The sequence below is a fragment of the Pseudoalteromonas sp. SG41-5 genome, assembly GCF_014164495.1.
Classification (GTDB): Bacteria; Pseudomonadota; Gammaproteobacteria; order Enterobacterales; family Alteromonadaceae; genus Pseudoalteromonas; species Pseudoalteromonas rhizosphaerae.
In genome coordinates this window covers 1-11,022 of record NZ_JACJFH010000120.1, presented here as the reverse complement: position 1 = coordinate 11,022, position 11,022 = coordinate 1, and the positions used below count along the sequence as shown (strand labels likewise).

General features: G+C 39.8%; 12 protein-coding genes. 4 read left to right on the top strand and 8 right to left on the bottom strand.

Annotation, left to right across the window (positions count from 1 at the left end):
- Positions 1–198: 198 nt before the first annotated feature.
- A complete protein-coding gene (locus H5232_RS20615) occupies positions 199–714 on the bottom strand; it encodes a hypothetical protein (protein ID WP_182740089.1) in 516 nt (171 codons plus the stop codon).
- A 1,385-nt stretch (positions 715–2,099) separates the two neighbouring features.
- Entirely contained in the window at positions 2,100–2,387 is a 288-nt protein-coding gene (locus tag H5232_RS20610) for a hypothetical protein (RefSeq protein ID WP_182740086.1), read from the bottom strand.
- Between the two features lie 224 nt (positions 2,388–2,611).
- Here H5232_RS20610 and H5232_RS20605 point away from each other — a divergent pair, with 224 nt between their 5' ends.
- Positions 2,612–2,863 (top strand): type B 50S ribosomal protein L31, encoded by a 252-nt coding sequence (locus H5232_RS20605; protein ID WP_145236032.1) that lies wholly within the window; start codon positions 2,612–2,614, stop codon positions 2,861–2,863.
- A 2-nt stretch (positions 2,864–2,865) separates the two neighbouring features.
- The gene (gene ykgO, locus H5232_RS20600; protein WP_149980141.1) at positions 2,866–3,009 is read left to right on the top strand and encodes a type B 50S ribosomal protein L36; all 144 of its coding nucleotides are present in this window, start codon (positions 2,866–2,868) and stop codon (positions 3,007–3,009) included.
- A gap of 72 nt (positions 3,010–3,081) precedes the next feature.
- Here the strand turns inward: ykgO and H5232_RS20595 are convergent, their stop codons facing one another.
- The gene (locus H5232_RS20595) at positions 3,082–3,471 is read right to left on the bottom strand and encodes a cytochrome b562 (RefSeq protein WP_182718730.1); all 390 of its coding nucleotides are present in this window, start codon (positions 3,469–3,471) and stop codon (positions 3,082–3,084) included.
- A 149-nt stretch (positions 3,472–3,620) separates the two neighbouring features.
- On the opposite strand from H5232_RS20595, the gene H5232_RS20590 reads away from it, so the two are divergent.
- The gene (locus H5232_RS20590; protein ID WP_182831428.1) at positions 3,621–4,394 is read left to right on the top strand and encodes a substrate-binding domain-containing protein; all 774 of its coding nucleotides are present in this window, start codon (positions 3,621–3,623) and stop codon (positions 4,392–4,394) included.
- Positions 4,391–4,690, top strand: a complete 300-nt coding sequence (locus H5232_RS20585; protein WP_182794286.1) for a hypothetical protein — start codon at positions 4,391–4,393, stop codon at positions 4,688–4,690. Before H5232_RS20590 ends, H5232_RS20585 begins: the two co-directional genes overlap by 4 nt.
- Before the next feature lie 62 nt (positions 4,691–4,752).
- On the opposite strand, the gene H5232_RS20580 is transcribed toward H5232_RS20585, so the two are convergent.
- The 5 genes from H5232_RS20580 to H5232_RS20560 form a co-directional block, all read right to left on the bottom strand.
- Positions 4,753–6,525 carry a sugar phosphorylase gene (locus H5232_RS20580; RefSeq protein WP_182718727.1) on the bottom strand — a complete coding sequence of 591 codons (1,773 nt, stop codon included), beginning with the start codon at positions 6,523–6,525 and terminating at the stop codon, positions 4,753–4,755.
- 68 nt (positions 6,526–6,593) lie between these two features.
- Positions 6,594–7,814: a glycosyl transferase gene (locus tag H5232_RS20575; protein WP_149980138.1), complete on the bottom strand. Its 1,221-nt coding sequence runs from the start codon at positions 7,812–7,814 to the stop codon at positions 6,594–6,596.
- Positions 7,807–9,549 carry an HAD-IIB family hydrolase gene (locus tag H5232_RS20570; RefSeq protein WP_182831427.1) on the bottom strand — a complete coding sequence of 581 codons (1,743 nt, stop codon included), beginning with the start codon at positions 9,547–9,549 and terminating at the stop codon, positions 7,807–7,809. Before H5232_RS20570 ends, H5232_RS20575 begins: the two co-directional genes overlap by 8 nt.
- Before the next feature lie 149 nt (positions 9,550–9,698).
- Positions 9,699–10,931, bottom strand: a complete 1,233-nt coding sequence (locus H5232_RS20565; protein ID WP_182718725.1) for a uracil-xanthine permease family protein — start codon at positions 10,929–10,931, stop codon at positions 9,699–9,701.
- A gap of 2 nt (positions 10,932–10,933) precedes the next feature.
- On the bottom strand, positions 10,934–11,022 hold an 89-nt coding region (locus tag H5232_RS20560), incomplete at its 5' end, for a uracil phosphoribosyltransferase (protein ID WP_310736893.1).

The window sequence follows — 11,022 nt, the reverse complement described above, 5'->3', positions numbered from 1 at the left end:
CGGCAAAATCATTAAGAACACAAAAGTGATCATTATCGCGTAATTTTCGTGATCAAAGCTTAATGAGAATAAGCGATCAAAGTTAATGCCATTGGGTGATCAAAGCTGGTGAGAATATGCACTCACGTCCTTTGCTCCTAACGCCCCAATAAGCCGACGCAATGAGCGCAGCGAGTTGAGGTCGGATTGATTGGATTGTTAGCAGTTGATTGCTTGTACAATATTTTCTGTAACCTTTTTAAAATTTATTTCTGAAGTCTTAATCGCTTTACCATTTACTAATGGTGTAGGCGGTTTAATTTTGACATTGTCACGCTCGTATATCTGTGGTGCCTCAACGAAGAGGTAGTATTGGTCGTACTTCTTACAACTAAATAGCCCAATACCGCTGCAAACTTCTTTGATACGCTCATCTTTGATTAGTGGCTCAGCAATTATATTTTCAGTTAAACCTGATACTTCCACTGACATCGAAGAATCATACCATTCAACTATACCCCCTTCGGGGACGACTAATGATAGATAAACAGCCCTAGCATTTAACAAAACTTTGAACTTAGTCGCTGGGTCGTCGTAAATGAAATTTAAAGGAATTTGACCGCATCCATCTTTTGAAGCTTTTCCAAACTCTCCCTCCGGTTTCATAAAAGTAATTTCATGAACTGCGCATCCAACCGTGAGATGTAGAAGAAATAAAATAGTTAAAATACGCAAGTCGGCTCCTTTAGACTGCTAACGCCTCGCTTAACCGGCGTAAAATAGCAGGCTAAAATTAGCGACGAAGGAGCGCAAGCCTGCTGTTTTGCGTCCTTGGTTAAAGCGTTTGTTAGCTAGCAGCAAACACATATATGCGGCCTAAATAAATAAAGTGTACGGCAACAGCTATTGGTATAAGAAGCCAAATGAATTTGATATTTATACCTGACATAAATGCAAACCCAAGGATTGAGCAAAAGCCGCAGATTATAAATAAACGTAATTTAGCAAACGATAAAAAATACCTGCTTGGCTCTAGAATATGCATTAAAACAGAGATAAGCGCGAACATGCCCAGAAAGCCTCCAACCTCAATAAGTAGCATAACCAGTGCACCATAATAACCATCTAATATACCCATAATTGAGATGGGTATAGTAATTAAGCCTAGCCCTAACAGTATGACTAAAGGACCGAACCCAATTATGGCTTCAACAATGATCAAGAATTTGTATATTGGTCTCATTTGCTAGCTAACAATTTAATAGTGCGCTCATCGCGCATATTTCTGCCGACGCCACGCTCATTTTTCTGTATGATATAGTTTTAACAAATAACCTAAGGTATTACTATCATCAAGTTTTCTAAAACTTTAAAGAAAAGTTAAATAAAACAATATGCGCGCGTCGCTCATTTTCATGAATATATGCGCAAAGAGCAGTTTTACTAATCAATTAACGACGATATTTAGCCACTTTCAATGACTGGTTGGACTCACAGCTCAAAGCAGCCCTTTAGTGCAATTATGTTAACTCATCTTGGGGCAGAGACGAGTTATATACATAACCCGCCTCTGGCACTTTTCTACCTATCAAAAATAGAGCTATTCGTCATTTTCACTGGCTTTTATTCGATGGCTCAGATAACCACCAAACAACACCCTGCTCTTTTCGTTAAAACTTGTTGCTGCTTGTAATTGTTTTCGCATTATCCACCATTAGATCACGCTTATTGTCCAACGGGTTACGCTGTCGAAATGGTCTATGTGATACCGTACTGGTTTTGTTCTTTGTCGTGCTCTGCTGCGAAGGTGCATTAAAATAAGCTCAAGCTATCTTAACTTTATACCAATCGTGTTAAGTTACTGACCATTTATAGCGACAGATAAATACAGTGATAACAAGGCGTAAATTTTGACATGCAGTTGTTCTAATTGAAAAAATTATAACGCAGTTAGCGCTTTATTTAGCTCGCTAGAATGGTTAAATATTTAAGTCGATTGGTATTACACCTTGCCTACTAACAAGCTGAGTTTGTGCAGCATTTGGACCAGCTATAATAGCAAGAAATGCAAATTGCCTTATAAAGATTAACTCTGAACCAATTTATCCAATATGTAAAAGTTACTCTTGATGCTCAAACTGACCGCGATATACTTCAAATACTTTTAAAACCGTATGTTGCGCTTTACTAAGGCCATCAAACCAAGCATCAAAAATTTCATCATCGTCTTGATCACTTAATGCCAAATACTGTGCAAGCAATTCAACAATGTCATTATGGGTGCAGCTTAATGGGTCTATTTGTTGTGCTAGGACACTATGATCACGACTACGTAATGTCTCCATGACGCCCTGATCTATTTCCTGACTTTGTTCACTACTATGCTGTTGCTGGGCTGATCCACTCATAATAATCTGACTCCTATTCTTGATTACTTATTATTTATAACAGGCTAATTCCCAATAGCTAGTTTTTTTAAATCAACTGCTGATTTTTTAACTTGTTTGTGTGAATAAACATCAAATCAGCTACTTTACCAACAACTCAAAAATAGTATTTGCAAAGAATTCTTATTTACTATAAATTATAGTGATAATATCACATAACATTAATTTCCAGTAAAAGGCTATTTATGAAACCTAATATTCACCCTGATTACCAAACGGTTGCTTTTCATGACACGGCCGCCGATAGCTACTTTATTATTGGTTCAACAATTAAAACTGATCGAACCGTTGAGTTAGATGGCAAGACATACCCTTACGTACCTATTGATGTATCAAGTGACTCACATCCATTTTATACCGGTAAGCAAAAATCTGTTGCAACAGATGGTCGAGTTGCTGCGTTTAATCGCCGCTTTAAAAACTTAGGGAGCAAATAATCATGAAAGTCTTGAGTTCATTGAAAAGTGCTAAAAACCGCCCGGGATGTCAAATTGTCAAACGCAAAGGACGCGTTTTTGTGATCTGTAAAGACAATCCACGCTTTAAAGCAGTGCAAGGTATGAAAAAGAAAGGAAGAAAATAAACAACTATCACAGACTGTACACCTTGATATAGGCGTACAGTCTTTAAGGCTAAACTTAAATACAATCTAACACTACTTACCGAACAACAGCTCCCAAAACCCTGGTGGCTCATGCAGTTTATGGTATTGCTTACGGAGCCCATCAATGGCTTTTAACGGTCCTTTGGCTGCTTCGAGTCCTTGCTCATTCGCTAATTTTTTTGCAAGTTCAGCTTTTGCGATCACTTTATCTAAACCTTGCAGTGACTGCTCAGCCTCTTTGTGAAAAGTGGCTGTTTTACTTCGCTTAACCAATATCATAAATTCATCGATCGCGGTATTAAACTCCTGTAGTTGTGTTGCTTCAACAGTATGCTTGAACGCAAGCCCCATATTCTTCATGTTGGCTTCAAGATCTAAATCGTCGTTAGCAAATAAACTCGGAACAAACAGCAGTGCCACAAGACACAGAAATACTTTCATAATAATCCTAACAGTTACAACTCAAAAAAGATGAAAAATCATTATACACTCCAGCAGCTATGAATATAACCTTACTCTAAGTGTGGTGAAAATTAATTTTGTGTTAGAATTCGTTTTTGTTGATGAGATGTGTTTTGGGTTTAGAGCGAATGCGAAGATTGAAAAAGCAATGGTGGATTCTCTTACTGTGTTTAATTGTTAGCCCTCTGAGCTTTGCCAAATTAGATATTATCTTTGTAAATCCTGGTTTTGCAGATTCATCAGATGAAATAAACACAACGGGTAACTTTTGGTTCAAAGTATCTAAGATTATGCTAAATGCGGCGGATGACTTAGATATAAACTTGCACATAAAATACGCGAATCGTAATCATATCTTAATGAAAGAACTTATTAGGCAGGCAATTAAAGACAAGCCTGACTATTTAGTTGTGGTAGATGAAAAAAGCGTTGTCAGTAAATACTTAGCAAAATTAAATACCAGAAATATCCCTATTTATTTTTTATATAGCCGACCTGCTATCGGAAAATTTATATCATTAAAACGAGCTGGCGTTAATATTATTGGCAGCGTCATACCGGATAATTATGCTGCAGGGGAAGCTCTTGCACAACAGTTACTTATAAAACACACAACCACATCAACTCAACCTGCTAATATACTCGCTCTGATGGGTGATTATACAACGCCTGCATCGGTAGAACGTGTTGCAGGCCTAACTGAATTTGTTGAGCAACATGAAGATGTTAACTTTATTGGAAAAGAGGTTGCCAATTGGTCTGAACAGGAAAGCTATATAAAAACGTTAGCGTTTATGGAGTTTGCTCCTGAGATCAATATTATTTGGTGCGCCAATGATGCAATTGGGTTTGGTGCAAAAAGAGCATTACAAGTGCACATAAGGTCATTGTTGGTGGGATGAATTGGGACTCTGTACCAAAAGGTATCAAAGCGTTGGATATAACATTGGGTGGCCGTGTGTTACTAGGTGCCTATGCACTTATTAATATAGTTGATCATCATAATGAAAATACTCGAGTTCCCCTAAATCATTCATATTTATCCATATTCAGTAACCTTACTACTGAAACCATACCTCTTGTAAAGCACATAAATGAAACTGATTTAGCCGACATTGATTTTGCTCAATTTAGTAAAACTGCCTCAGATCCGAGGCCATTTACAGTAGATAACCTCGTCAAAGCCCTTAATAAATAACACTGTAAAGGGGATTTACAGCCCTTTACAGTAACTCTGCCGTTTTCCAGTAAAATAGCTAACTATTGTCGATTCGATAGCCATAGCGGCTGATAAGGCGCAAGTTCAATACTTTGTTGCCCCTGCTCTATTGCCTGAGCAGAAATAAGTTCAAACCACTGCTCAGTATCAATTAAGTTCAGATCAGCTAATAGCAGAGTCTGAGGCTCATCGCTAATGTTATAAACACAAAAAACACTTTGCCTACGGTCTATACTTTGACGCCAAAAACCAAATAAAGCACCGGTTAAATGTAAGGTAAATTGCGTCGCATTAGGGTGAAAAGCATCTTGCTGCTTACGAATAGCCAGTAAATTATTGATTTGAGTAAACACGTGATAATGATGACTTGATTGATCGGCAAGCTTTTCAAGTAGTGCCGACTCTTGCCAACGATGACGGTTAATACAGCGGTTATGCTGGCTATTTTCAAAGCGTTCATAATCATTGGTGGTACCAAGTAAACTATGAATATAAAGCCCAGGAATGCCTTCGAGGGCAAACATAATAGCATGAGCACAGGTAAAACGTTGTAAGCCCCACTTATCCACGCCTTTATGAGTGCCTTGTAAGGCATCAAATAACGCAATATTAAGTTCATAGGGTGAGCTGGTGCCATTATTCGCTGTGCGCATTGACACCTTTGCGCCAAAGCGACTAACCGTATTGACCATTTGCCCTAGTTCATCCTCGTCAAGCAACCCTTCGACAGGACGTAAGCCAATTCCATCGTGAGAAGCTATAAAATTAAAGTAGGCAGTACCATTTTGCGCTGGCGGCATGCTCATCATCCAATGTTTGAGCGCTTTACTGTCACCACTGAGCAAGGTATGTAATAACAAAGGCGGCAATGAAAAGTTATAAATACAATGTGCCTCATTGGCATTACCAAAGTAAGATAAATTTTCACGATTAGGAATGTTTGTTTCAGTGATTATAACTGCACTTGGCTCCACATGCTCTATTAGCGTTCGCAGTAATCTGATCACTTCATGTGTTTGCGGTAAATTAATGCAAGAAGTATTAAGTTCTTTCCATAAAAAAGCCACAGCATCAAGGCGAAATATCTTTATACCATTATCCAAGTAATGGCGAATAATACCTACAAATTCATTAAGCACTAATGGATTAGCAAAATCTAAGTCAACTTGATCTGGGCTAAATGTGCACCAAACATGGCGCTCCCCTAGTGCCGTTTGCACTGTATTAAGTAGCGGTGATGTTCTTGGTCGCACAACGTCAGATAGATCGTCATTTAAGCTAGCTGTTTTAAAGTAGCTTAACCCCGGCTCTTTGCCCTGAATAAAGTTTTCAAACCAACGACTGCGACTAGAGCAGTGGTTGATCACTAAATCAGCCATTAGCTTTACATCTTGAGCTATTCCTTGAATATCATCCCAACTACCAAGAGATTCATTCACTTGTACATAGTTCATTACCGAAAAGCCCTCATCAGAGCTATAAGGATAAAAAGGTAATATATGCAACGCGTTAATCGTTCCCGCACACTGGTTTTTCATAAACCGATGAAGGGTATGTAACGGTGGTTCACTCGGTACCGCAACTGCTTGATCTGCATCGCGATAACGCATAATTGAATCGCCATAAGCAATCAAAATTACATCTTGCTGATCCCAGCGGTTTTTATGCGGCGTAGGGTCTCGAACCGGGTCGTCTCTTAACATGGTAGTGATCAACATGCTTGCAAGCGCATCAATACTCATACATAAGTCAACACCCTCATATATACTCGTCAGGTGCTGTTCAACCCGTTGTTCAAATAACGCTTTACTCATTACCCTACCCCGTTGTTTATACTAATTTTTAATTATTTATCTGTAATTACTTCTCTGCTTAAGTATTATTATGAAAACTCTTTATTATCAAGCTCTACTGCTTCTTCTAAACGCGCAAACACATCTGGCATTGCTGAAGCAACTCGGTTCCAGCTGGGTACAAATGGCGCTTCCATTGGATACTGTAAAAAATGCTCACCTGCGTTCATAATGTTTTGCGCAAACATTTCTACTGCTTTTTCTTCTTGATGAATATCGAGTTTTAAGCCGTTCATCATGGCATCGTTATGATAAGTTTCAATAAAATCCAGTGCGATACGATAATAAGTTGCTTTAAGTGACCGAATGGTTTCCGTGGTAAATGTCACTCCTTGCGTGGCTAACTTACGAAACAGCGCTTTGGTGATATCTATCGACATTTTTGATAAGCCAGCCGCTTGATTATCCAGTGACAGCGCTTGGTGTTTATGATCATAGTTATCTGCAATATCTACTTGGCACAAGCGATTGTGTGAGTAGTTACGGTACATTTCAGACAGTACGCCAATCTCTAAGCCCCAATCGCTAGGAATACGAATATCGTTGAGCACATCACGGCGAAACGAAAATTCCCCCGCCAGCGGATAACGAAATGAATCCATATATTCAAGGTAGTCAGTGCTGCCTAAAATGGTTTTAAATGAACGCAATAAAGGAGTAACGAGTAAACGCGATACACGGCCATTGATCTTGCCATCAGCAGTACGAGGGTAAAAGCCTTTACAAAATTCATAGTTAAACCGCGGGTGAGCAACTGGATAAATTAATCGCGCTAATAAACTACGGTCATAAGTTAAAATATCACAATCATGCAGTGCTATTGACTCAACTTTTGCCGTTGCCAATTTATAACCCATGCAGTACCACACATTACGGCCTTTGCCGAGTTCACGCGGCGCGACGCCTAACGCTTGCAACTCTTTATCGAGTGCTTGCAAACGTGGCCCTTCGTTCCAAAGCACGCGGTGATGTTGGTCAAGCTCTGCAAAAAATTGTAATGCATGACGATACTGACTCTCATCGGCCCTGTCTAAGCCAATCGTAATTTGCGACAAATAAGGAACATGTTTCAATTCTTGCACAATATTTTGTAATGCAGAGCCCTCAAGTTCACTGTACAAGGAGGGTAAAATCAAGCCCATTGGCCGTTGTTTTGAAAAGCTAACGAGTTCAGCTTCTAGATCAGCCAGCGGACGGTCGGCAATATTATGTAATGTTGTTATGATGCCATTTTGGTAAAAATCAGCCATGTGATTGCTCCTGTTTAGACGCTAATTGCGCTTTGATAACACTTAGATCTGCTACTTCATCGAGCCAACCTTGTGGGGCTGGGTGTTCACTAACACGCCATGGTTTGTGGGATAATTTTGCCTTGGCTTTACTGGCAGGATTATTAATTAAAATCGCGATATCTGCGGCATCCAACATCGCCATATCATTTTGGCTATCACCCAGTGCAATAGTGGTGAAAGCATGACGACAATGTTTTTTAAATTGCTCTACTAACCAGTTTTGCGCTTTACCTTTATTGGTACTGCGATTTAAATGAATAAAACGCCCGCCTATTAACACTTCATAACCAAGCGGTTTTATTGCTTCTAAAAAGTCAAGTAGCTGTTGCTCTGTGCCTTGCCAAAAAAGCGGATCTGAATATTCACGAATACGGGCAAGTTCGCTTTGTGCTAGGCTCAAGTCTGTTATCTGACTGACTTCTTGCGCTGATAATTGACTGAACAAACGGTAATAAGCACTAAACTCGCTACCGTATTCAAGTAATTCACTGTACAACTGTTTATTGGTTGGCGACAGCGCATAACGCCAGTGTTCATCCAGCTCTTCGCAGCCAATTGGTTTTAATGAAAAATAATTTTTTGGAATATATACAGCCCCGCCATTTTCAATAATAAACGGCTGGTTTAACCCAAGTGATTTTTGCAGTGAAATTACCTCTGCAAACGTTTTGCTGGTATTAAAAACTACAGCGATACCTGCGCGACTCAATTGGCTTAAAAACGGAGCAATCTCAGTACATTGGTAATCGTTATGATCAAGTAACGTACCGTCTAAATCAGTGAAAATAAGTGGCATTGCAACATCATCAGCGCGAAGCTTCATGGCACTAATATCACGTACTTTATCTAGGCTCAGTAATGCATCGACTTGCTCTGGTAACTGAGTTAAATTTTCTCGCGTAATACGTTCAAAATGAGAAATAAATCGCACTAATTGTTGCTCATCGAACGTTCCTTGGCCTCGTCCTTTATGCGACAGTAATTTTTGCTCTTGCTCTAATCGCCACCCATATACGTCGGCAAATGACGGTGCTTTTAGCATCACGGTATAATCAATCATTGCAAAAATATCTTGGTATTCATTCGCTAAACAACTATTTACACAGCGTCGCCAAATACCTTCAGGATCCTCGTATTGTTCTAATTGATTAACTGATTGATGTAATTGATGAGGTTGTTGCGCTATGCTACCAACACACCAACCTTCAAAAAAAATGATATCAACAGGCTGTTTATTAGTAGGCCATAACGCTTGCATAACTGGATCATCGGTTTGTTTATCAAACTGTGGCAAAGGCACCCCTACTTTACCTGCAAGTAACGCGGTAAAAGTCTGCTGCATAAGTGCTGTATCATGGGTACCTGGCACACCACGCGTTGCAAATAGCGGATGTACATCTTTACTTAATTGTTGACGATGCGCGTGGCTGTGATAAAAATCATCAATCGACATCGCAATACTATTAAACGCTGTATTACAGTTGATCCAAGTAACTAAAAAATCTGCTAATGTCGTTTTACCTGAGCCTTGGCAACCATTGATTGCCACCAGCATTTGACCATCAGTTGGTTTGCTGTGGAGAATATCTTCAGCGAGTGGGACGAAATACTGTTCACTCAAATACTGATATTTGAGTGGCAGCTGATGTTTTGCTAAAAATGGGGTGATATCCACAATATTTGTCTCTTGCATTAAACGCTCCTGATCAGTATGACACTGTTAATGAGGTAAATGCAGTTACTAGACCAGTTTTATAACTTTATATTTTTTAGTTAGTTAAAAAAATAGCGCATATTAAATGCGCTATTTTGGTGCAAATCATTAGCTGAATGTGCAAAATATTACGTTGGCTTATCAGCCTTTGGTAACACTAAATTAAGCACTATGCCTAAAATAGCGCATAGGCTCACGCCTTGTAAGCTAAATTCGTTGCCACCGATATGCATACCACCAATGCCACACACTAAAATGAGTGCCACAATACTGAGGTTACGTGGAGCCGTTAAGTCTTCTCCACTTTTCACTAACGAATTTAAACCCACCACAGCAATTGAGCCAAACAGCAAAATCATGATCCCCCCCATCACAGGTACTGGTATGGTTTGCAAACCAGCGCCCATTTTAGCCACAAACGCTAAAATAATGGCGATAATGGCAGTCCACATCATCACTTTAGGATTAAAGTTACGCGTAAGCATCACTGCACCGGTGACCTCTGAATAGGTGGTATTAGGTGGCCCGCCGAATATAGACGCTGCAGTAGTAGCTAATCCATCACCAAACAAGGTGCGATGTAAGCCCGGTTTTTTCAAATAGTCTTTATTGGTGACTTGGCTAATCGCCATCATATCGCCAATATGTTCAATAGCGGGGGCTATTGCCACCGGCACCATAAATAACACCGCTTGCCATTTAAACTCAGGCCAAGTAAAAGCTGGCATTGCAAACCACGGTGCATTAGTAACAGCATCAAATTGCACGATCCCTAAATATAGCGATAAACTGTAACCTGCGATGACTCCAGCTAAGATAGGGATCAGCTTAAATACACCTTTGCCCCATACCGCGAAAATTAGCGTCACTAACAACGAAAATGCCGCCACCCAAATGGCTTGCTCGTACGCAATCAACTGAATTGAACCATCGCCGCTTTTACCCATTGCCATATTAACTGCAACAGGTGCCAGTGCTAAACCAATTACCATGATCACCGGACCGACCACAACTGGTGGTAATATTTTATGCAGGGTAGCTACACCTTTTAATTTCACTAATAGACTTAACAACATATAAGCCCCGCCTGCAGCCATTAAGCCCCCCATTGTGGCAGGCACACCCCATAGCTGCACGCAGGCAATAATAGGGGCGATAAACGCAAATGATGAAGCTAAAAATATCGGCACCTGACCTTTAGTTACCAAATGGAACAGCAAGGTACCAATACCAGCCGTAAAAAGTGCCACATTTGGATCAAGCCCCGTTAATAAAGGAACTAACACCAAGGCACCAAAGGCGACAAATAACATTTGCGCCCCAGTTAAAATTGTTTTGATTGAAAAGGTAGAGTTATCCACTGTTAGACAGTACCAAAAATTTTATCGCCAGCATCACCAAGACCAGGAATTATATAGCCTTTCTCATTTAAGTGGCTGTCTAATGATGCGG

Coding starts and splice junctions, on each gene's coding strand:
- H5232_RS20610 (WP_182740086.1), bottom strand. CDS start 2,387: ATGAGTGGATCAGCCCAGCAACAGCATAGTAGTGAACAAAGTCAGGAA.
- H5232_RS20605 (WP_145236032.1), top strand. CDS start 2,612: ATGAAACCTAATATTCACCCTGATTACCAAACGGTTGCTTTTCATGAC.
- ykgO (WP_149980141.1), top strand. CDS start 2,866: ATGAAAGTCTTGAGTTCATTGAAAAGTGCTAAAAACCGCCCGGGATGT.
- H5232_RS20595 (WP_182718730.1), bottom strand. CDS start 3,471: ATGAAAGTATTTCTGTGTCTTGTGGCACTGCTGTTTGTTCCGAGTTTA.
- H5232_RS20590 (WP_182831428.1), top strand. CDS start 3,621: ATGCGAAGATTGAAAAAGCAATGGTGGATTCTCTTACTGTGTTTAATT.
- H5232_RS20585 (WP_182794286.1), top strand. CDS start 4,391: ATGAATTGGGACTCTGTACCAAAAGGTATCAAAGCGTTGGATATAACA.
- H5232_RS20580 (WP_182718727.1), bottom strand. CDS start 6,525: ATGAGTAAAGCGTTATTTGAACAACGGGTTGAACAGCACCTGACGAGT.
- H5232_RS20575 (WP_149980138.1), bottom strand. CDS start 7,814: ATGGCTGATTTTTACCAAAATGGCATCATAACAACATTACATAATATT.
- H5232_RS20570 (WP_182831427.1), bottom strand. CDS start 9,549: ATGCAAGAGACAAATATTGTGGATATCACCCCATTTTTAGCAAAACAT.